The organism is Thermochromatium tepidum ATCC 43061 (assembly GCF_009664085.1).
GTDB classification, from domain to species: Bacteria; Pseudomonadota; Gammaproteobacteria; order Chromatiales; family Chromatiaceae; genus Thermochromatium; species Thermochromatium tepidum.
This window is the reverse complement of record NZ_CP039268.1, coordinates 289,735-308,002: the sequence shown is the minus strand read 5'-3', so window position 1 is coordinate 308,002 and position 18,268 is coordinate 289,735. Positions and strand designations below refer to the sequence as shown.

Below are 18,268 nucleotides of genomic sequence, written 5' to 3'. Positions count from 1 at the left end.
ACGCCTTACAGATCGGAGCCGTTCATGCGCTGCTGGGCGAATAATCTCTTCATCGTGATCGTCGTCGTGCTGGGTCTGCTTGCCATGCTCGGTGCCTGCGGTCAGAAGGGCGATCTTTACCTGCCTGAGCCGGCGTCCGGTTCCAGATCCGGCACGCCGCCGGGTGCCGATGTCCCGAGCCCGCCCAGGTCCAGGACGGATACCGCTCAACCCTAAAACACTCAGATTCCTCGACACAGACCGCATGGATCACTTCAATGACCGCGATGGACTCCTCTACGCCGAGGGGGTGCCGCTCACCGCGATCGCCGAGCGCTTCGGCACACCCTGCTATGTCTATTCGCGCGCCACGCTTGAACGCCACTGGCACGCCTTCGACCGCGCCTTGCGCGCCCATCCGCACCTGATCTGTTTCTCGGTCAAGTCCAATTCCAATCTTGCGGTCCTGAACCTGCTTGCGCGCCTGGGGTCGGGCTTTGACATCGTCTCGGTCGGCGAGCTAGAACGGGTGCTGGCTGCCGGAGGCGATCCTTCTAAGATCGTCTTTTCGGGCGTGGGCAAGCGCGCTGACGAGATCCGGCGCGCACTTGAGGTCGGCATCCGCTGCTTCAACGTCGAGTCCGAGTCCGAGCTGAGCCGCATCGACCGGATCGCCGGCGAACTCGGGTTTCGTGCACCGGTGTCCCTGCGCGTCAACCCGGATGTCGATCCCCAGACCCATCCCTACATCGCCACCGGTCTGAAGGAGAACAAGTTCGGCCTCGCCATCCAGGAGGCCGAGTCGGTCTATGCCCTGGCCGCCGCGATGCCGAACCTCAAGGTCGTCGGCATCGACTGTCATATCGGCTCGCAACTGACGGACCTGGCGCCCTTCATCGACGCCCTGGGGCGGGTGCTGGCACTGGCTGACCGGCTGTGTGACGCTGGGATCGCCATCGAACATCTGGATCTGGGCGGCGGACTCGGCATCCGCTATCGCGAGGAGCATCCGCCCGAGCCAGCCGCCTATGCCGCCGCCATCCGCCATCTGCTGGCCGATCGCCCGTATGAAGTGATCCTGGAACCGGGACGCGCCATCGTCGGCAATGCCGGGGTGCTGCTGACGCGGGTCGAGTATCTCAAACGCGGGTCGCACCACCATTTTGCCATCCTCGACGCCGCTATGAATGACCTGCTGCGCCCGGCGCTCTATCAAGCCGGTCACGAGATCGTCCGCGTGGTCCAGGAGACGGACGCCGATCCGTGCCGTTACGATCTGGTCGGTCCAGTGTGCGAGACGGCGGACTTTCTCGGCAAGGACCGCCTCCTGGCCCTGGAGGAGGGCGATCTGCTCGCGGTGCGCGGTGCTGGGGCCTATGGCTTCACCATGAGCTCCAATTACAACAGCCGCCCACGCGCCGCCGAGGTCATGGTCGATGGCGACCTGGCCTATCTGGTGCGCGAGCGCGAGCAGGTCGCCGACCTCTACGCGGGCGAGCACCTGTTGCCGTCCGAAATGTCCAAGACTACCGTATGAAACGCCGCCCTGAACCTGAGGAATTGATGGAGGGCGAGGCCCAGGCACGGGCCTATGCCCAGGCCGATTTCACCGCCTCTAACACACTCTTCATCGAGCTTTTGCGCCGACTGGTGCCGGGGCCCCTGATCGGCGCCCGGGTGCTCGATCTCGGATGCGGGCCGGCGGACATCGTGATCCGCTTTCTCGAGGCCTATCCGGGTGCGACCTGCGATGCGCTCGACGGTTCACGTCCGATGCTGGAGCTGGCCCGGAACGCGCTTGCGGCTTGTCCCGAGCTGGCCGCGCGCGTCCGATTGCTGCACGACGTCATCCCGTCCGACCGGTTGGCGCGCGGGCATTATGATCTGGTGCTCTCCAACAGCCTGTTGCATCACCTGCCCGACCCGGCCGTGCTCTGGCAGACGCTGCGTGAGACCGCCAAGCCGGGTGCGCCCGTGCTGGTCATGGACCTGATGCGCCCGGCCTCGCCCGGCTGGGTCGAGGCCCTGGTCGAGGCCTATGCCGCCACCGAACCCGAGATCCTACGCACCGATTTTCGCAATTCACTCTACGCCGCCTTCGAGCCGGCGGAGGTGAGTGCGCAACTCGCCGCCGCTGGTCTGGACTGTCTGGAGGTCGCCGTGGTCAGCGATCGGCATCTCGCCGTCATGGGGTTCCTGCCGGCATGAAGCTGCGTTTCACCAAGATGCAGGGGCTGGGCAACGACTTCGTGGTCTTCGACGCCGTGCGTCAGCAGATCGATCTGGATGCGGCGTTCGCGCGCCGTCTGGCCGATCGACGTTTTGGCGTCGGCTGCGATCAGATCCTCTTGGTCGAGCCGCCGCGTCTGCCCGGGACCGACTTCCACTATCGCATCTTCAATGCCGACGGCTCCGAGGTCGAGCAGTGCGGCAATGGTGCACGCTGCTTCGCCCGTTTCGTGCGTGATCAGGGGCTGACCGATCGCGATGAGATCCCGGTCGGCACGGCGGCGGGCGCGATCCGGCTCTATCTGGAGCCGGACGGTCAGGTCCGGGTCGACATGGGCATGCCCGAGTTCAGACCAGCGCACATCCCGTTTCGGGCCGCGTCCGAGACCGCGGACGCGACCTATCCGCTGGCGGTCGAGGGCCAGACGCTGACCATCGGCGCCCTCTCGATGGGCAATCCGCACGCCGTTCTGATCGTCGAGGAGATCGACTCGGCACCCGTGGCCCACCTGGGTCCGCTGATCGAGCGGCATCCGGACTTCCCGGCACGGGTCAATGTGGGTTTCATGCAGGTCCTGAGTCCGACTGAGATCCGGCTGAGGGTCTATGAGCGCGGCGTGGGCGAGACCCTCGCCTGCGGCACTGGCGCCTGTGCCGCCGTGGTCAGCGGGCGCCGACGCGGATGGCTTTCTGAGCGGGTGCGGGTCGCACTTCCGGGCGGTGAGCTGATGGTCGAGTGGGCGGGTCCAGGGCATCCCGTCTGGATGACGGGGCCGGCGGTCCGGGTCTTCGAGGGCGAGATCGAACGATGAGGGAACCTGCATGATGCACCAGGCCAAACCCAGCCAAGACGAGGCGTTCGACCAGGAACGCCAGGTCGCCGAGTATCTCATCGCCCATCCCGATTTCCTGACCCGACACCCCGAGGTGCTGGGCGCCATCGAGGTGCCACACGGCATCCAGGGCGCGGTCTCATTGATCGAGTATCAGGTCCGTCTCCTGCGCCGCCAGCTGGCGGTCGAGCGCAACCGGCTGGCTCATCTCATCGCACGCGCGCGCGAGAACGAGGCCCTGGTGATCCGGCTGCATCGGCTGTTCCTCCAGCTCATGGTGGTCAATGACTCCGCACATCTCTGCCACCTGCTGCGCGAGACCCTGCTGCGCGATTTCAATGCCGAGGCGCTGGCGTTCAAGCTCTTTGCGCATGCCAGCCTCGACCGCCGTCCACACGATCCACTGGTCAATGCCTTTGCCGACTTCATGGACCGTCGCAACGCCCTCTGCGGCCCCCTGAGCCCCGAACGCGCACGCACCCTCTTCGGCGCGGCAGGCATGGGGATCCACTCGGCCGCCATCGTCCCGATCCAGACCGAGGGTCAGTCCGGTATCCTCGCCATCGGCAGCGCGGATGCCACCCGCTTTAGCCCCGAGATGGGGACCGACTTCCTGAACCGACTCGGTGAAATCATCAGTCAAAAGCTCAGGACGGTACGTCTCGGCCACTGCGAATCGACCTGATCGGGCCTGGATCATGCCCAAACACCCAGACGAACCGACCGTACCGCGCGCTCAGGATATTGCCCTGATCGAGCGCTTCATCGCACACCTGACGCACGAGCGACGGCTCTCTGAGCATACGGCCCGCGCCTATCGGCACGACCTGCTCCAGATCGCGACCTGGCTTGCCGCCCAAGACCAGCGCGAGGTGCGCTCGATCGAGCGGCTCGATGAGGCCGGTATCCGGCGCTATACCGCCTGGCGCCATCGTCAAGGCGTCTCGGGCCAGACCCTCCAGCGCGAACTCTCCAGCCTGCGCGGGTTCTACCGCTGGCTGGTGCGGGAGAACCAGGCCCTGGCCAATCCGGCCGTCGGTATCCGCGCGCCCAAGAGCCCGCGCACCCTGCCGCATACCCTCGACGCCGATCAGCTCGGCGCCCTGCTCGAGCCAGTGGACGACGACCCGCTCGGGATCCGCGACACGGCCATGGTCGAGTTGTTCTATTCGTCCGGTCTGCGTCTGGCCGAGCTGGTGAGCCTGGATCTGGGCGACCTCGATCTGTCCGAAGGCGAACTGGGCGTGATCGGCAAGGGGTCGAAGGGGCGGCGCGTCCCGGTCGGACGGAAGGCACGTGCGGCGATCGAACGCTGGCTGGCGGTGCGTCCGACACTCGCCAACCGGGATGAGCGGGCGCTGTTTGTCAGCCTGCGCGGCGGGCGGATCCATCCGCGCACGGTCGAAAAACGGCTCGAACGCTGGGCGCTCGAGCGGGGCGCCGGCCAACACCTACACCCGCACCTGCTCAGACACAGCTTCGCCACCCATCTGCTGGAGTCTTCGGGTGACCTGCGCGCCGTGCAGGAACTGCTCGGACACGCCAACATCGGTACGACCCAGATCTATACCCATCTCGACTTCCAGCATCTGGCCCAGGTCTATGATCAGGCCCATCCGCGTGCACGCAAGAAAGGCTCGAAGCCAGATGAGCAGCCCTAAGGAAATGCTGATTCAATCCCCTCTCCCCCGCGTGCGGGGGGGCGGCTCGGCCCCCTTGCGCCGCGCCTCCGCCTCCAGGCCCTCTCCCCCGCGTGCGGGGGGGCGGCCGGTCAATAGCCGGTGATGGACACGATGAAGGCCCCTCTCCCCCGCGTGCGGGGGAGAGGCGGGTGAGGGGGCTAATGAAATCATGTGCTTATTTCACTCACCCCCACTCTCTCCCAGAAGGAGGGAGTCATTCAGCGTTTCACTAATCCACGCGACCATCCCACACCATGCTCCTGTCGCCCAAATACCGCTTCCTATTCATCCATATCGCCAAGACCGGCGGCACCAGCGTGCGCGCCGCACTCGCCGGGCTCCGCTGGCGCGACCCCTGGTACTACCCGATGTTCCTGTGCAGTCGCTTCAGCCATCTGAGCGGACACAGGATCGCGACCAAGCTGCCACGTCACGCCAAGGTGATCGCGGCCAAAGAGCTATTGCCCAAGGAGTATTTCGACAGCCTGTTTAAGTTTGCCTTCGTGCGCAATCCCTGGGATCTCCAGGTCAGCTCCTTTCACCACATTCGGCGCGAACGCCCGCAGTATCTCGGCGGGCGTGAGACGTTCGAGGATTTTCTGCGCTGGAAGCTCGATCCAGAGCGACCTTATCAGTACCACATCGATACCTCGATCGCCCTCCAGACCGATTATCTGATCGACCTCAGCGGCAAGATCATCGTCGATTTCATCGGGCGCTACGAGCGGTTGCCTGAGGACTTTGCGACCATCTGCACACGCATCGGCATCCCCACTCCCCCCCTCCCCCACGAGCGCCAGGCCCGGGATCGGAGGCACGACTACCGGAGCTATTACAGCGACGAGACCGCCGAACTGGTCGCGCGCCACTTTGCGCGCGACATCCAGATGCTCGATTACCGTTTTGATCCCTGATCTCAGGGACTGGGCACCAGATCGCGATAGGCATGCCAGCTGGCATGCCCCACCAGCGGGATGGCGATGAAGAGCCCCAGATAGAAGGTCGCCAGCCCCGCGCCCACGATCAGCACGATCAACCCGGCCCAGAGCAGCATAGGGCCCGGATTTTGCCTCACGGCGCGCGCACTGGTGCGCATCGCGGTCAGGGCATCGATATGCCGATCCGTCAGCAAGGGTACGGTGATGACCATGATCCCGAAGACGACGGCCGCGAAGCCGGCGCCGATGACGGTGATGGTTGCCAGCAGCAACAGATGCTCACCCGAGAAGAATATGACCGGCAGGAAGTGATCGAGCGTCGGGAAGGGATCGTCGAACAACAGGGCGATCGACACCAGTGAGACCACCAGCCAGGCCTGCAGGGTCACGAACAGAAAGGCCGAGACCATCCCCAACTGTCCCTGATTGCGTCGGAAGGCCTCTAGGGCCTGACAGGATTTCAGCGACTCGCCGCGTTCCAGATGGGCGCTCATCTGATAGAGCCCGATCGACAGCATCGGCGCCATCAAAAAGAACCCCGCCACCAGGAAGGGCACCAGAAAGGTCAGCTTGCCGAGGATCATCAGCGTGGTGATGAGCAGACTGAGCAGCACGATCCCGGTGCCATAGGTCAGGCTGTAGCCGGGCGCAGCCCGAATATCGGACCAGCCCTTGCGCAGCCACTCCCAGGGGTGACTGAAATCGATGGTCGCGACGCGAAGACCCATTTGGCCGTCGTAACGATCGGCCGTCATGACATGTGGCATTGGCAGACTCCTCCAGGGTGTTTTAATCGTTATGCAACGCGCCTGGATCAGGCAAGGTGCCATTGCGAGCACAGATCAGGCGCGTTATTCCCAATGGGGCGACTTGAACGGATTTCAACGCGCGACCTGGGCTGGGATGTTCTGCCCGCCTGAGCATGATGCAAAACTACCCGCATACCGCGGTGCGCCACACCAACAATCGGCCGAGTAGTAACATAACTACACTCTTTTGGCGAAGGGGATCCCCCGTGACCATCACGACCCTGTCCAGCCGGGCGCTCAACCAGGACGTCACGCGCGCCAAAAGAGCGGCGTGCCGCGGTCCGGTCATCATCACCGACCGTGGCAAACCCGCGCACGTGCTGCTGAGCTTCGTCGAATTTGGCAAGCGCCACCCCGTCTTGGGCTTCGACATCAAGCTCAAGCGCATTGCGAAGCTGCGAAACGAATGGCACAGCGCACGCGCACGAAAAGCGCCAAAGCGTCGTGGAGTGGGGTTGCAACCGTGAATCCCGCCATCGTCCCCATCATCCTCGCAGGCGGCTCGGGCACGCGGCTGACGACATCGTCCGCATCGACGACCATTATGGAAGAACTCACACAGCCGGGGTCAGGTCTTGCATTGATGCATCGCCATACTCACGGCCATCGCCACGTGACACGGCATGAACCACCGGCAAGTGCAAAACAGCAGGCGGGCGTGGTGGCGGGTACAGGGGAAGCGGATGTGTCAATGCAAGACCTGACCCTCTCCTTCTTGTGATGAACTCATCAAGCAGCACGGCTACAATGCCATGGACAACCACGAGTAAAGCCAACATGCCCAGGCGGATGCGTCTGAATCATGGATGCACCGCTCGCAATGAGCCAAGGAGCAAGCGAGCATGACAACTGAACTGCGCAGGATTACGGTCAACCCCGAAGTATGCGGGGGGCGGCCCTGTATTCGTGGGACGAGGGTCAGGGTCAAGGATGTGCTTGACCTGTTGGCGGCCGGAGCTGCGCGTGAAGAGATTCTCGCGGATTACCGTTCCATCAGACTTACTCATTCCTGCTCACACAGGAACAAAGCTGACTTCCTGCTTCCCAGAGGCCGGTTTCGTCTTGAGCGTGCGCCCAAGACCAGAGCCCGCCTCTCCACAGGCTGTCACCGAGCAATCAGCGTGTCGCTGAAAGGGCTGGCAGCCGCCAGCCGAACTCTCGGCCACCTTTTTCAGATTGATCGCCGCGTTCGCATCGCGGTCGTGGATACTTCCGCAGTCCGGGCACGTCCACCGGCGCGCCGACAACGGCAAATCAACAAGCTTGTGCCCACACGCCAAGCATGTCTTGCTGCTCGCAAAGAAGCGATCGGCCACCACCACCTGCCCGCCGCTCATCGCCGCCTTGTACTCCAACTGACGGCGGAACTCGAAGAAGCTCATGTCGGCGATGGAGCGCGCCAGATGGCGGTTCTTCATCATGCCGCGCACGTTCAGATCCTCGATGGCGATGGTATGAAACCGGCGCGTGAGGTCTGTCGTGAGCTTGTGCAGCGCATCCGAGCGGATGTTGGCGATCCTGGCGTGCAGCTTTGCCAGTCTGGCCCTGGCCTTCTTGCGGTTGGCCGAACCTTTTTGCTTGCGACTTAGGCTGCGCGAGAGCCTGCGCAATCGGTCCAGCAGCGCCTTGTGGGGTTTTGGACCTGGGATAGTCTCTCCCGTCGAGAGCGTTGCCAGCGCCGACACGCCCAGATCAACGCCTGCCGCGCCTTGGTTTTCGGCCTTGGGCAGGTGCGAGGTGTCGGGCGTGTCCACGGTGATGCTGACGAACCAGCGGTCGGCCACACGGGAGACGGTGGCCGACATGAGCTTGCCAGCAAAACGCAACGGCTCGCGCATGCGCACCCAGCCAAGATGGGGGATGCGAATGCGCGAACCGTCGATTTCGAACTGGTCGTTGGTGAGCGTGAAGCGGTCGTGCACGCCCTTCTTGCGAAACTGCGGATAGCGGGCACGGCCAGCGAAGAAGTTCTGGAACGCCTGACCCAACTGGATGATTGCCATCTGCGGCGCATTCTTCGTGACTTCGAGCATCCAAGGGAACTGCTCGCGCTTGATGGCGTTCAATTGCCGCCGCAGCGCAGCTTGCGAAGGCTTGGGTAGGCTATTGTCGGCTTTCCATGCCTCGTACTGGCGCTTCCACTCGGCCAGCGCCCAGTTGTAGGCAGAGCGGGCTGTGCCAGCGGCGCGAGCGAAATACGTCGCCTGCACGTTGTTTGGATCGAGCGCGATGCGGTGGGCAATCAGCATTGCGCAGCCTCCACAGAGGACACACCCCTAAGAACTCGGCGGCCTCTTGGATGCAAGACCATCTTGCGTGACATGCAGATATTATAACATTCGCGCAAAAAAGTTCAACTATTAACGAAACTGGTCGAGCCCCTACCTCGAAGAAGGGGACATTACCGCGGCGCTGGAATTCGCTGCGCAATTCCTCGACCACACGGTCCTGCGCGCTGCGGCATGAGTCACTTCATCGTCGATGCGCAGTTACCTCCGGCATTGACACGCTAGCTGGTTGCGAACGGCCATGATGCCGAGCACGTATTCGATTTTGGCGGGGACGGCACAACAGACGCCGAAACCTGGACGCGGGCAAGCGACACCGCAGCAATCATCCTCACCAAGGACGAAGATTTTTCCGTTCGCGCCCTGTGCGAGCCCGGCGGCCCTCAGATTGTCTGGGTCCGCGTTGGCAACACACGGCGCGCTGCACTGCTCATGGCTGCAATCGAGCGGGGTGAGCGGGTGATTGAAATTGCCTGATCGGTACGGGGGTATGCACAACCGCTTCGACTTCCGTCCGTTGCAAGCGGTATTAGATGTGCGGCCCTCATACGACCCCCAGACCGGCTCCCTGTAACATATCTTCTAGAGAGGCCCAGCGTAGAAAGTGACGAGGTGGCTGAAGGTGTCGTGCTCGACTTTGGCGACAAGGGGGGAACTGGTCGGCATCGATGTTCAGCCTGCCAGCCAATATGCCGACATGACGCGGCCGCGACGTGGATCGCGCCCAAAGGCACCTACCCCGCCAACGCATCCCGTAGGAGCGGCTTTAGCCGCGATTTTGGCGGTTGGTGTGACAGCAAACGCATCGATCGCGCCTGAAGGCGCTCCTACATGCGTTTCTTTGCGCTCCGCCTTTACCGGGACCCGGATGGTATAAGGAAAGCGGGAGCGGATGTGTCAATGCAAGACCTGACCCCTCTTCCTGCTCTTCTGCTAGGATCGTGGGCATCATGATCGAGCGGCGTGTTGGGTGAACGCGCCGAGTGTATGGCGCCTCGAAGGCGGGAAGAAGGCATAAGGCATAAGGAGTTCATCGATGTCCGCCACGACTGAAATGAGCTGGGACGAGGTCAAAGCCCTGATTGCAGAACGCGCCGTCTCGAGCAGAGATGAGCGCGGCCCCACCATCCGTTCCTGGCTTGCGCCCGATGGGGGTGCTATAGGACATCAAGTCCGTACTGCCGCGGGAGATGGTGGAGGGGAAGTGAAGTTGTGACTCGCGGTTGCTTGGCAACCGCACGGCTCGGAGCGTTAGTTTAGGAAAACTAGCCATGACGACGCCATGCCTACGCACCAACATCGCCGCCATGGGGGTGGTGCAGATCAGCAACTACGTCATTCCGCTGATCACCCTGCCCTACCTGACCCGGGTACTGGGTGCCGAGGCTTTCGGCAAGGTTGCCTTTGCCCAGGTCGTGATGACCTACTTTGTGCTGCTGGTGGACTACGGTTTTTCGTGGAGTGCCACCCGCAAGGTGGCAGCGAATCGAAGCGACCCTGCGGAAGTCAACCGTATCTTTGCCGCCACCTGGGTGGCGCAATGGCTGCTCGTGCTGCTTGCTGCGGTGATAGCAGCCGGGGTTATCATGGTCACCGACCGTCTGCGACCGGATGCTCCGCTCTACGCCGCCGCCTTTATCACCGTCATTGCCTCCGCGCTCTTTCCCATTTGGTTTCTGCAAGGGCTGGAGCGGTTGCAGGTGGTCGCTGCCCTTCAACTGCTCACGCGCGGCTTGGCCCTCATCCCCATCTTTCTGCTGATTCGGCAGCCGAGTGACGCCATCTGGGTCCTCATCATCCAGGGTGGCGCCGCTATGCTGGCCGGCGTCCTGTCCTTGTGGTGGATACATCGACAATCCATCGTCGCGTGGTACCGCCCGCGCTGGCCGGAAATCCGCGGCGTCTTGCGTGAGGGCGGTGCGCTTTTCGGCTCCCGCGTATCCATCAGCCTCTATACTACCCTCGTGCCGCTAGTGCTAGGTTGGGTTGCTGGGCCGGTTGCGCTGGCCTACTTCAACCTTGCTGACAAGTTGCGTTCTGCTGCTCAATCGCTCCTAGTTCCGCTGTCTCAAGCACTTTTCCCCCGCATGAGTCATCTGGTTCAAAACGACGGTGAGGCGGCCTACACCCTTATCAAGCGCAGCGCTCTGGCCGTCGTGTTGATTGCTGGCAGCGCGAGCCTTTCGCTCTGGGCCCTCTCAGATTGGCTGATTTTGCTGCTCGGCGGACAAGATTTTGCTCCCGCCGCACAAGTGCTGCGCTGGCTGGCACCGCTGCCGCTCGTCATTGGTCTATCCAACGTGCTGGGTGTGCAAATCATGCTCCCGCACGGCATCAACCGAGGATTCAACCTCATTCTCGCCTCTGCGGCAGCCATCAGCCTGCTACTCATCGGGCCTATGGCGCAACATTGGGGAGCCCCAGGTGCTGCGCAGACCATGCTGCTGGTTGAACTGTGGGTAACCGGCAGTATGGCCGTGCTGCTCTGGCGTAAAGGCTACCTATCCGCTTTGCAATGGAGGAACACTTGAGAACCGACGTCCTCATCGTCGGTGCCGGCTTCGCTGGCTCCGTTTGCGCCCGTGTGCTGGCCGAAGCCGGCAGGCAGGTGCTCATCATCGACAAGCGCGACCACATTGGGGGCAACGCCTACGATAAAGTCGATGAGCACGGTGTGCTCATTCACCCTTATGGACCGCACATCTTTCACACCAACGCCAAACGTATCATTGAATGGCTATCACGTTTTACCGATTGGCGGTTTTATGAACACCGAGTGCTGGCGAGCGTCGATGGGCAGCTACTGCCCATCCCGATCAACCGCACGACGATCAACCGCTTGTACGGGCTGGACCTTGATGAAGAAGGCGTGGCCGCATGGCTGGAACGAGTGCGCGAACCGCGCGACCCCATCCGAACGAGCGAGGATGTCGTTCTCAACAGCGTGGGCCGTGACCTATGCGATAAATTCTTCCGCGGCTACACCCGCAAGCAATGGGGTTTAGACCTGGCTGAACTCTCCGCCAGCGTTGCAGCCCGCATACCGACCCGTACCAACGACGATGACCGCTACTTCACCGACACCTACCAATTCATGCCCGCAGATGGCTACACCGCCATGTTCCGCCGCATGCTGGATCACCCGAACATCACCGTCCAATTGAACATAGACTACTTCGCCATTCGGGATAGCGTCCAGGCCAATCACACTGTGTTTACCGGTCCCATCGACGCTTTCTTTGATTATTGCTACGGCAAACTTCCGTACCGCAGCCTGCGCTTCGAACATCAGCACTTGCCCGACACCGAGCAATACCAAGCCGTCGGTACTGTTAATTATCCCAACGACCACGATTACACGCGTATCACAGAGTTCAAGCATCTAACCGGCCAACAGCACAGCGGAACATCCATTGTGCGTGAGTATCCGCAGGCAGAAGGTGAGCCTTACTATCCTGTGCCAAGACCGGAGAATGAAGCACTATTCAAACGATATGAAGCCTTGGCAGAACAGCGCCGGGATGTGACCTTCGTAGGGCGATTGGCACAGTATCGGTACTACAACATGGATCAAGTTGTCGGCGCAACACTGAAGGCATCGATTACAACGCAAGAAAATATAAGAAAAAAATGAAATACATAAAAACACTTGTATGTTGTCCAGCTTCGGTAGTGACTGGTGGACCAGAACTTCTGCATCAGCTTGTAGAAGAACTACGAAGAATTGGACATGATGCTTATATCGTCTACTATCCATTTAACCAGGTTCACCAAAAACCGGAGTCTTACAGATGCTATGATGCGCCGCAATCGAGTCTAATAGATGAAAATAATGTGTTAATAGTTATACCTGAAACCGCAACCTGGATTATTAGGTATATCAAAAATGCTCGGGTTGCGGTTTGGTGGCTATCTGTCGATAACTATTTAAATCGAAAAGGCGAGTCTAAAATTAGAGATTTATTCATGTACATAATCGGTTTTATTAGGCCACACAAATTCTCTAAAAGGAGAGTGCCAATTTGGGGAATCAAGAGATGTATCCACTTATTTCAAAGCCAGTATGCCAGAGATTTTCTGGCGTGCAAAGGCTTAGATGGTGTAATGTTGACAGATTACCTTAGCGATATATATTTAAACGGAGCTCTCTCAATCGACATCTCGACCAAACAAAATATCATTTGTTACAACCCTAAAAAAGGACTAAAGAAAACCAACAGATTAAGAAACGCCTATCCAGAATTTACGTTTGTGCCAATTCAAGGACTAACCCGTAATGGCGTGTATGAGCTTCTTTGTCGTTCAAAAGTATATATTGATTTTGGTCATCATCCCGGCAAGGATCGCCTTCCAAGAGAGGCGGCAATGGCTGGCTGTTGTGTCATAACTGGGAGACAGGGCTCAGCAAACAACGATCTTGATGTTCCTTTGCCACAGCAATTTAAGCTTGATGATAATAACGAAAGCTATATATCGGAATTTGGCCTCCTTTTGCAGAAGATTTTTTCGGATTTTTGTTGGGCCCATCAAGAAATGGCTGGCTATCGAGAAAAAATCATGCAAGAGAGGACTGTTTTTAAGGAGCAGGTGAAGAATTTTTTTGGTGCGATTTGCGAGGTTAATCCCTCTTTTTTGGTATCTCAGCATATTGCACAGTTGCCCAAAAATTATTTATGATCCGCTCATTTCTCTATCGATCTCAGCGCTGTAAGATCTAAGGCTTTAGATATCTCTTACTGATTGTGCTTTGGAAGCCATGGATCAGTCCACGTATTGGTGTGGGCGAGCGGGACCGCGTGGCACGGATCAAGGCGCGGGTGCTTAGGCTAATCCCGCGGCAAGCGAAAAGAAGTACAGAATCCACCGGATTCCTGGCAAGTTTGTGCGCCAGCTGCCAATGCCCTGCTGCTACATGCAATTCGTAAAACATCGACCCATTGCGGCTCGATGCACTGCCTTCGTGCCAGGCAAGCACATTCGGCACATGCACCATGCGCGCTGCGCCCAGCCGCCAGCCGAGCATCACGTCCTCGCCATACATGAAAAAGTCCTCGTCGAACAGCGGCAGCTCGATGCGTTCCGGCGCGATCAACAGCGCGCTGCCGCTGGGGTAGGGAAAGCTTCCCGGCCACGGGCGGTCGAAACGCAAGAGGGCAAACCAGCGCTGGTAGTAGACCGTGCCGATGACCTGGCCATCATGATCGACGCGCGGGTAGGCAATGACCGCCTGCGGCTGGCTATCTAAAGCGCTAGCCAAGGTGTTGAGTGCGCCGGGGAGGAGCACGGCGTCGTTGTTGAGGAGCATCACCCAGGCCTGCGGCCAGCGGGCAAGGATGGCTTCGATGCCGCGGTTGACGCCCGCGGCGAACCCGAGGTTGCGCTCACTCACCTCCACGACGACGCGCGACTCGCTCGCCCAATGCTGGCGCAAACACCGCGCCGATACGCCGTCGTCTTCCGAGTTGTCCCACACCAGCACCCCGTCGGCCCCGTCCGCCAGGAGCGACGCGATGCACCGGCTGGTGCGCTCGGCATCGCGATAGTTCAGGGTAAGACCGACGATCGGTTTATCCATGGGGGTTGGCGCACACCTGCCGGTAAAGATCAAGGTACCGCTCAACTTGCTTGGCTTCGTCGAAAAGCGCTACTGCCCGCTCCCTGGCCGCTAGCCGCATCGTGCGCCAAAGCCCGACGTCGCCCTGCAAGCGCCGCGCGGCGGCGACAAAAGCGGCCACGTCGTCCACCGGGCAGAGCAGGCCCGTTTCCCCGTCGGCCACGACTTCGGGAAGCGATGAGCTGCTGGCCGCAATCACCGGCAGCCCGCAGGCCATTGCCTCGGCGGCGACCAACCCGAATCCCTCCAAGCGGCTTGGAAAGAGCAAGGCATCGGCCTGGGTATAGGCCGCGCGCAGTCCTTCGGCATCAAGCCGGCCCAGGCAGCGCGCATTACTTGGCAGGGGATAGCGGCGGTGTTGGCCAGAGCGGTCGGCGGTATACACCAACTCGAATTCCTCACCCAGTTCGCGCAGGATGGACGCTAACAGGTCCACGCCTTTGCGTGGGATCCAGTTACCGACATGAAGCAGCCGAAATGGCTCGTTCGGCAGTTCGCGGTTGCTTGGGGTGAAAAAGTCGGTATCTACCCCGTTCGGAATGACGTCGATGGAACGCTTACCGAAAGCCGCGGTTACGGCTTGCGCGGTGTAGCGGCTGACCGTGACGACACGTTGAGCGCGCCTGAGTGATGATTGTTCGATGCGATAAATCCAAAAGCGGTGATAGAGACGTTGTAAAGCGCTTTTAAAGGGTTCAAGCGCTGGGTCGTGGACGGAGTGATGCACTGTGCAGACGACCTGCAAATCCCGCGGCCAAAAGCGCTGCGGCAGCCAGGAATTGACGTGCGCCACGGTGGCCCACTCGGGCGGCGGGGGCACGGCGACCGACCAGGGCGCATACTCGGCGCGCAGCGGCAGCCAAGTGATCTCGGCGCGCACGCCGCGCGCAATCAGCGCCGCGCACAGCCGTTCGGTGAACACATCCGCACCGCTGCCGGCGCGGATGGCGGGAAACCAGACGCCGAGCCCGTGGGGGATTTGGCCAGCGCCGCCGTCAGATGTCTCCATTTCTCTGAACATTCCAAGGCGCGCCAGGCGCAGGGTTACGGGTGCTCGCGATCATAGGATGCGGGTCCAGCGCCTTGAGTTTGCAACGCAGTTTCTGTGTGAGCTTGTCTGGCTCGATGATGCCGCGGGGATAAAGGCGGCTTTTGATAACCGGCTGTTCGAGATGAAGGACCACGCGAATTCTCTCGGCGCTCAGGAGCCGGCGCGCAAGGTCGCGCTCTTTGGCATCATTGGCATTGCAGCGGGCGGCGACGAGTCCGGCCAGCGTATCGCGCGCTTTGGTGGCGACTTCGTCGGCAAGGTCGATCGCCTTGGTGCGGGCGTGATGGCGATAGTCTTTCACTTCGATCAGCCAGCTTTCTTGCCGGAACCGGCACACGAGGTCAACCGCCATGTTGTCTTGGGCGCAGCCATTCTGGAACTGGTTGCGATAGAAAGACCAGCGATCGTAATGGCCGGCGATCGCCCCAGGCGCAAACGTGAATGCAAGCGCCCCTTCGGTCAGCTTGCAGCCACTCATTACTGTGCTCCGGCCAGATGGCGGTCGGACTGGGCCAGCTCCTCGTCCAGCATGACCAATGTTTGAATGTCGTCGAGCCGATCGCTTTGTTCCAGAACGATGGCGTCATTCCTGACCGCCAGGGCAAACCAGCGGCTGGATAGGTTTTGGTAGCGCTTATCTTGCAAGAGCAGGTGCAGCTCGCGCAGCAGGAACAGGGAATGGGTGGCAAGGAACACCTGCACGCCACTTGCAGCGATGGCGAGGATGCTGGCTGCGATGACCTTGATCAGTTTTGGATTGAGATTGCTCTCCGGCTCGTCCCAGAAAAGATAGCCGTGTTCCAGCAGCGTGCCCGAACTGATGAGGCGCGCGAGCATCGCCATTTTGCGCAAGCCCTCGGCCACCAGGGGCATCTCCATATTCCCTTCGCCAGGGATGTGCAGATAAAAGCGGCCGGTCCCGGTATCGACGACGACTCTTCCGCCCATCGCCTCTTCCAGTGGCTTGAGCAGCTCGGCCACCCGTTTTTCTTTCGGGCCCCGCAGCAGGGGGCTTCCGAGCAGTGCCACGGTATCCCGCCAGGTTTCCTCGAATTCCAGATGATAGTTTTCGTACAGGGGCAGAAACCACGGGCACAGCGTCACGAGTTCGCGGGTGGGTAGGTAGGCAGGCGATTTGCCCAAGGGGGCGCTCGGAGACTGGCGCAGTTCGATCTGAGATTTGGCGTTGGTGGCAAAGGCTCCAGTCACGTTGTGGGTGCCTTGCTGCAGGGTCAGCTGCCATTCGCAGCGGTTACGACCTTGTTGCCGTTTGACCAAGCGGCCAAGACTTTCAGGCCGAAAGACCCGGATCAACTTTTCGGCATAGGCGCGCTCGAGGGTGCCTTTGGTGAGTTCCTTGGCGTCGGCGTGGGTTTTGAGCAATGCATAGAGCAGCTTGAGCAGATGGGTCTTGCCCAGTCCGTTTTCTCCCACGACCACATTGAGCCCGCTGGCAAAGCGCCAGGTGTCATTGGGCAGGGTCGTGAAATTTTGGATGTCGAGGGTTTGAATCACACTCATGGCTCCTCCCAAGGCATCGAAAGACAACATTGCTTTCAGAATCAGCGAGCAGCGCGTCCATGATTCGATGCCCGAACTCAACCCACGCAAACCGCTGGGCAAACGTGCGGCAGCCTTCGGGAGCAAAGGGCGCGGCAAGCGTCGCCAGCACGGCCTGCGCGAAACCGGCTGCATCGCCCGGGGGTATCAGGCGGCCGGACTGGCCCTCGCGCACCGCATCGACCACGCCGCCGGTTGCATAGGCCACGGTCGGTAGGCCATGCGCCGCCGCTTCCACCGCCACCATGCCAAATCCTTCTGGGTCGCCCGGGATCTTGCGCACCGGGAAGACGTGGAGGTCGGCACCGAAGTAGGCGTCGGTCAGGTCTTGGCCGAATAGCGTTCCTATCCAGCGGACGTTGGGGGCCATGCCCCGAGCATGAGCGGCCTCAAGGATGCTTTCCGGTGTTTGCGCCTGCGCGTAGAGCGCCTGCTTTGGCGCATTGCCCACGATTGCGAGCACCACGTCGGGTCGGGCCTTGACGACCGTGGGCAGAACCTCTTGCACAAACTCGCGCAGGCCCTTGCGCGCGGTGAGCCTGCCCACCGATAGCAGCACCGGGGCATCCGGGGGCAGGTTCCAGCGCTGGCGGAAACGGGCGCGTGCGCTGGGGTCCGGTACGGGGATATCCACGCCCGGATGCACGATGCTCAGCCGTTCGTCGCGGACGCCCGCTTTTCGGGCAAGTTCGGCGGTGGCCGTGCTGTTGGCGATCACCCGGTCCATGCGACGCAGCGCCGGCAGCCACAGCGCCCGGTACACCGGATGCGGCACGATGAGATCCAGGCCGTGCACATAGGCGGCACTGCGAGCGTCACAGGCGCGGGCGGCGATGAGCGCCATCGGGGCGGTCAGCCCACTGCCCGCCAGCACCCAATCCGGCCGCCAACGGCGCGCTTCACGCTGGGCCAAGATGGTCGTGTGCAGCAAAAACCGGTACAACGGCGTCAAGGGCGCTTCGCACACCGGAACTTGAGCCGGGGCGTGCTGGGCCGCTCCAGCGGGGCCGATGACGCGCACCGCGTGGGTCTTGGCGAGCTCATCCGCGAGATGCCAGTTGAGCCGCTCCATCCCGCCCCACAGCGGCGGGAAGTTGCGGGTGATGAGGAGCAGTCTTGGGCGTCGTTCACTCATCAGTGTGACTGGGGTCAGGTCTTGCATGAACGTCTGTCGCCTTGTTCAAACCGCCCAATGGCGCGGCTTACGGTGGAATGATACAGGCCGAACCGAGGCCGGGCGCACCATAAAAAAACCGCCCTCGTTGGGCGGTTCAACACAAGGAGG

General features: G+C 61.1%; 20 protein-coding genes and 1 pseudogene. 14 read left to right on the top strand and 7 right to left on the bottom strand.

The features are described 5' to 3' along the window. The first annotated feature begins 24 nt into the window (after nucleotides 1-24). The 7 genes from lptM (at nucleotide 25) to E6P07_RS01410 (ending at nucleotide 5,637) form a co-directional block, all read left to right on the top strand. A complete protein-coding gene (lptM, locus tag E6P07_RS01440) occupies nucleotides 25-216 on the top strand; it encodes an LPS translocon maturation chaperone LptM (RefSeq protein WP_153973971.1) in 192 nt (63 codons plus the stop codon). 28 nt (nucleotides 217-244) lie between these two features. After that, complete coding sequence (gene lysA / locus E6P07_RS01435) at nucleotides 245-1,516, top strand: diaminopimelate decarboxylase (protein WP_153973970.1); 1,272 nt, start codon at nucleotides 245-247, stop codon at nucleotides 1,514-1,516. Beyond that, nucleotides 1,513-2,187, top strand: coding sequence for a class I SAM-dependent methyltransferase (locus tag E6P07_RS01430; RefSeq protein ID WP_153973969.1), 675 nt, complete (start codon nucleotides 1,513-1,515; stop codon nucleotides 2,185-2,187). The genes lysA and E6P07_RS01430 overlap by 4 nt, the downstream gene beginning before the upstream one ends. Continuing rightward, a complete protein-coding gene (gene dapF, locus E6P07_RS01425) occupies nucleotides 2,184-3,020 on the top strand; it encodes a diaminopimelate epimerase (protein WP_153973968.1) in 837 nt (278 codons plus the stop codon). The genes E6P07_RS01430 and dapF overlap by 4 nt, the downstream gene beginning before the upstream one ends. Before the next feature lie 10 nt (nucleotides 3,021-3,030). Then, nucleotides 3,031-3,726 (top strand): DUF484 family protein, encoded by a 696-nt coding sequence (locus E6P07_RS01420; protein ID WP_246172884.1) that lies wholly within the window; start codon nucleotides 3,031-3,033, stop codon nucleotides 3,724-3,726. A gap of 13 nt (nucleotides 3,727-3,739) precedes the next feature. Then, on the top strand, nucleotides 3,740-4,702 hold the full coding sequence (gene xerC / locus E6P07_RS01415) for a tyrosine recombinase XerC (RefSeq protein WP_153973966.1): 963 nt from the start codon (nucleotides 3,740-3,742) through the stop codon (nucleotides 4,700-4,702). 275 nt (nucleotides 4,703-4,977) lie between these two features. Beyond that, nucleotides 4,978-5,637 (top strand): sulfotransferase family 2 domain-containing protein, encoded by a 660-nt coding sequence (locus tag E6P07_RS01410; RefSeq protein WP_153973965.1) that lies wholly within the window; start codon nucleotides 4,978-4,980, stop codon nucleotides 5,635-5,637. Nucleotides 5,638-5,639: 2 nt separating this feature from the next. Here the strand turns inward: E6P07_RS01410 and E6P07_RS01405 are convergent, their stop codons facing one another. Then, entirely contained in the window at nucleotides 5,640-6,428 is a 789-nt protein-coding gene (locus E6P07_RS01405; protein WP_153973964.1) for a DUF2189 domain-containing protein, read from the bottom strand. 248 nt (nucleotides 6,429-6,676) lie between these two features. On the opposite strand from E6P07_RS01405, the gene E6P07_RS13790 reads away from it, so the two are divergent. From E6P07_RS13790 to E6P07_RS01390, 3 genes and pseudogenes are all read left to right on the top strand, one after another. Further along, on the top strand, nucleotides 6,677-6,937 hold the full coding sequence (locus E6P07_RS13790; RefSeq protein ID WP_246172883.1) for a hypothetical protein: 261 nt from the start codon (nucleotides 6,677-6,679) through the stop codon (nucleotides 6,935-6,937). After that, nucleotides 6,934-7,191, top strand: a complete 258-nt coding sequence (locus E6P07_RS01395) for a hypothetical protein (RefSeq protein WP_153973963.1) — start codon at nucleotides 6,934-6,936, stop codon at nucleotides 7,189-7,191. The genes E6P07_RS13790 and E6P07_RS01395 overlap by 4 nt, the downstream gene beginning before the upstream one ends. Nucleotides 7,192-7,312: 121 nt before the next feature. Next, a pseudogene (locus E6P07_RS01390) lies at nucleotides 7,313-7,456 on the top strand (DUF433 domain-containing protein); the annotation flags it as partial. A 27-nt stretch (nucleotides 7,457-7,483) separates the two neighbouring features. On the opposite strand, the gene E6P07_RS01385 reads toward E6P07_RS01390, so the two are convergent. After that, nucleotides 7,484-8,719 (bottom strand): RNA-guided endonuclease InsQ/TnpB family protein, encoded by a 1,236-nt coding sequence (locus E6P07_RS01385; protein WP_153973962.1) that lies wholly within the window; start codon nucleotides 8,717-8,719, stop codon nucleotides 7,484-7,486. Between the two features lie 264 nt (nucleotides 8,720-8,983). Between E6P07_RS01385 and E6P07_RS14110 the strand changes: the two genes are divergently transcribed. The 4 genes from E6P07_RS14110 to E6P07_RS01370 all read left to right on the top strand — a co-directional run bounded on the left by E6P07_RS14110 (nucleotide 8,984) and on the right by E6P07_RS01370 (nucleotide 13,435). Further along, on the top strand, nucleotides 8,984-9,235 hold the full coding sequence (locus E6P07_RS14110) for a DUF5615 family PIN-like protein (protein WP_162008648.1): 252 nt from the start codon (nucleotides 8,984-8,986) through the stop codon (nucleotides 9,233-9,235). 794 nt (nucleotides 9,236-10,029) lie between these two features. Further along, nucleotides 10,030-11,289 carry a flippase gene (locus E6P07_RS01380; RefSeq protein ID WP_153973961.1) on the top strand — a complete coding sequence of 420 codons (1,260 nt, stop codon included), beginning with the start codon at nucleotides 10,030-10,032 and terminating at the stop codon, nucleotides 11,287-11,289. Next, nucleotides 11,286-12,392 (top strand): UDP-galactopyranose mutase, encoded by a 1,107-nt coding sequence (gene glf, locus E6P07_RS01375; RefSeq protein WP_153973960.1) that lies wholly within the window; start codon nucleotides 11,286-11,288, stop codon nucleotides 12,390-12,392. The genes E6P07_RS01380 and glf overlap by 4 nt, the downstream gene beginning before the upstream one ends. Next, the gene (locus tag E6P07_RS01370) at nucleotides 12,389-13,435 is read left to right on the top strand and encodes a hypothetical protein (RefSeq protein WP_153973959.1); all 1,047 of its coding nucleotides are present in this window, start codon (nucleotides 12,389-12,391) and stop codon (nucleotides 13,433-13,435) included. Before glf ends, E6P07_RS01370 begins: the two co-directional genes overlap by 4 nt. 37 nt (nucleotides 13,436-13,472) lie before the next feature. Here E6P07_RS01370 and E6P07_RS01365 read toward each other — a convergent pair whose 3' ends face one another. Genes E6P07_RS01365 through E6P07_RS01345 form a run of 5 tightly spaced genes read right to left on the bottom strand, consistent with a single transcriptional unit; the run spans nucleotide 13,473 to nucleotide 18,145 of the window. Then, nucleotides 13,473-14,333 (bottom strand): glycosyltransferase, encoded by an 861-nt coding sequence (locus E6P07_RS01365; RefSeq protein WP_153973958.1) that lies wholly within the window; start codon nucleotides 14,331-14,333, stop codon nucleotides 13,473-13,475. Then, nucleotides 14,326-15,381: a glycosyltransferase family 4 protein gene (locus E6P07_RS01360; RefSeq protein ID WP_153973957.1), complete on the bottom strand. Its 1,056-nt coding sequence runs from the start codon at nucleotides 15,379-15,381 to the stop codon at nucleotides 14,326-14,328. Before E6P07_RS01360 ends, E6P07_RS01365 begins: the two co-directional genes overlap by 8 nt. Continuing rightward, complete coding sequence (locus E6P07_RS01355) at nucleotides 15,368-15,901, bottom strand: hypothetical protein (protein ID WP_211363149.1); 534 nt, start codon at nucleotides 15,899-15,901, stop codon at nucleotides 15,368-15,370. Before E6P07_RS01355 ends, E6P07_RS01360 begins: the two co-directional genes overlap by 14 nt. After that, nucleotides 15,901-16,944 (bottom strand): AAA family ATPase, encoded by a 1,044-nt coding sequence (locus tag E6P07_RS01350; RefSeq protein WP_153973956.1) that lies wholly within the window; start codon nucleotides 16,942-16,944, stop codon nucleotides 15,901-15,903. The genes E6P07_RS01355 and E6P07_RS01350 overlap by 1 nt, the downstream gene beginning before the upstream one ends. Beyond that, nucleotides 16,892-18,145 carry a glycosyltransferase family 4 protein gene (locus E6P07_RS01345; protein ID WP_246172882.1) on the bottom strand — a complete coding sequence of 418 codons (1,254 nt, stop codon included), beginning with the start codon at nucleotides 18,143-18,145 and terminating at the stop codon, nucleotides 16,892-16,894. Before E6P07_RS01345 ends, E6P07_RS01350 begins: the two co-directional genes overlap by 53 nt. Nucleotides 18,146-18,268 lie beyond the last annotated feature (123 nt).

Coding starts and splice junctions, on each gene's coding strand:
- lptM (WP_153973971.1), top strand. CDS start 25: ATGCGCTGCTGGGCGAATAATCTCTTCATCGTGATCGTCGTCGTGCTG.
- lysA (WP_153973970.1), top strand. CDS start 245: ATGGATCACTTCAATGACCGCGATGGACTCCTCTACGCCGAGGGGGTG.
- E6P07_RS01430 (WP_153973969.1), top strand. CDS start 1,513: ATGAAACGCCGCCCTGAACCTGAGGAATTGATGGAGGGCGAGGCCCAG.
- dapF (WP_153973968.1), top strand. CDS start 2,184: ATGAAGCTGCGTTTCACCAAGATGCAGGGGCTGGGCAACGACTTCGTG.
- E6P07_RS01420 (WP_246172884.1), top strand. CDS start 3,031: ATGATGCACCAGGCCAAACCCAGCCAAGACGAGGCGTTCGACCAGGAA.
- xerC (WP_153973966.1), top strand. CDS start 3,740: ATGCCCAAACACCCAGACGAACCGACCGTACCGCGCGCTCAGGATATT.
- E6P07_RS01410 (WP_153973965.1), top strand. CDS start 4,978: ATGCTCCTGTCGCCCAAATACCGCTTCCTATTCATCCATATCGCCAAG.
- E6P07_RS01405 (WP_153973964.1), bottom strand. CDS start 6,428: ATGCCACATGTCATGACGGCCGATCGTTACGACGGCCAAATGGGTCTT.
- E6P07_RS01385 (WP_153973962.1), bottom strand. CDS start 8,719: ATGCTGATTGCCCACCGCATCGCGCTCGATCCAAACAACGTGCAGGCG.
- E6P07_RS01380 (WP_153973961.1), top strand. CDS start 10,030: ATGACGACGCCATGCCTACGCACCAACATCGCCGCCATGGGGGTGGTG.
- E6P07_RS01370 (WP_153973959.1), top strand. CDS start 12,389: ATGAAATACATAAAAACACTTGTATGTTGTCCAGCTTCGGTAGTGACT.
- E6P07_RS01365 (WP_153973958.1), bottom strand. CDS start 14,333: ATGGATAAACCGATCGTCGGTCTTACCCTGAACTATCGCGATGCCGAG.
- E6P07_RS01360 (WP_153973957.1), bottom strand. CDS start 15,381: ATGGAGACATCTGACGGCGGCGCTGGCCAAATCCCCCACGGGCTCGGC.
- E6P07_RS01355 (WP_211363149.1), bottom strand. CDS start 15,901: ATGAGTGGCTGCAAGCTGACCGAAGGGGCGCTTGCATTCACGTTTGCG.
- E6P07_RS01350 (WP_153973956.1), bottom strand. CDS start 16,944: ATGAGTGTGATTCAAACCCTCGACATCCAAAATTTCACGACCCTGCCC.
- E6P07_RS01345 (WP_246172882.1), bottom strand. CDS start 18,145: ATGCAAGACCTGACCCCAGTCACACTGATGAGTGAACGACGCCCAAGA.